We start from the raw sequence: 1,299 nt of genomic DNA, 5'->3' as shown, positions 1-1,299 counted from the left end.
ACCGCCTCCAGGCCATCGAGCGCGAGACGGACGTGGCCTGACAGGTGGGGACGAAGAAAGGTACGCAACTGGGGATCTAAGTCCGTACGCCGACACCAGGCAAGGCTCGGTCGTTCGGGCCGCCGCCGGCAGCACACGCAATCAGCATCACTGCAGACGCCTTCACGCCAGTCGTCACACACCACGCACAGCGCCGCGTCAAACCATTCGCGGAATTCCCGCCCGGTGCCACACCGCGGGCATGATCCGGACTCCGGCCGGACGGCGGAGGGGCGCTTACGGAGGCATCCCCCTGTCCGAGGTTCAGCATCTCCGCATCCACCATGGCTGAGAAGGATCGCCATCGGGGTCCGCAACCGTGCGGGACCGGTAGACCTCGTCAAGCGGATCAACCAGCCGTCGGAGCTCCCGCGATGCACATGGCGGCAGCCCGCACAGGGCCTCCTCCAGCGTTTCTCGAGGCTGCACGGCAATGCGGGCGGGAGAGGGACAGCACATTTCATCTCTGCAGCCACGGCGCCGTTGATCCGTCAGCTCACGGACCGGCCGACGAACGGACCTGGCCCACCAAGCCAACCTGTCGGCGATATGCCCTGGTCCAAAAAAATGTGAATCCTCGAACGCGGCAATTTCGATCTGTGCGCGCGCCGAAACCCCAGAAACGGTCTTCCTGCCGGGCTCCGGGCGGGGCCTGCGCGACAACTTGGCGCGCACCTGGCTTGGCCGTCTACGCGCCATAGGCCTTTCGTTGGTTCGTCATGGACAACACCCTTCCAGAGTGAGGCCGTTCCGGTCAATGCGGCTCCGACCGTCCGGCCTGTCCGCTGCTTGAAGGCAGACTTCCCGACCCCTCTTGCTCTCCCGTCGAGTACATGTACGCTACGTATCACCGCAGGTCGAAGGCCATCCATGGACTCCCGCGGTCGGTAAACAGATCGACGATCCAGGTCGCGATGATGTGCTCGGCCTGCGCGAGCGTGAGGCTCGCGTCGCGTTCCGGGTCGGCTCCGCGGTCCGCGACGTCGCCGCCGGTGAAGCCCAGCAGGTGCTCGAAGAGCATGGTCTGGATCGTGAGGAACTGACGCTCGACCGCGAACTTGTCGGTCTGCCGCAGCACGCGGGCGGGCAGGATCCGGCAGCCGATCTCGCGTTCGGCTTCCACCAGGTCGTGGTTCTTGTAGGTCTTTGGAGGAGATACGCCCGAAGGGCGCCCCCGCGGGGGCGCCCTGGGGGCGGGTCTGCTACCCAGACCTACAAGCGTGGGGTGGGGGGGCCGTCCGCTACGGCGGGGGGGGAACG

At 66.4% G+C, this 1,299-nt stretch carries 1 pseudogene; it reads right to left on the bottom strand.

Annotated features, from left to right (window positions below):
- Positions 1-931 precede the first annotated feature (931 nt).
- Positions 932-1,180, bottom strand: a pseudogene (locus ABZY11_RS44250) (transposase); the annotation flags it as partial.
- Positions 1,181-1,299: the final 119 nt, after the last annotated feature.

Origin of the sequence: Streptomyces sp. NPDC006510, from assembly GCF_040611955.1 — a bacterium.
In the GTDB taxonomy this organism is placed as follows: Bacteria; Actinomycetota; Actinomycetes; order Streptomycetales; family Streptomycetaceae; genus Streptomyces.
The sequence above is the reverse complement of the archived record's forward strand: the minus strand, read 5'-3'. Positions and strand labels throughout refer to the sequence as shown.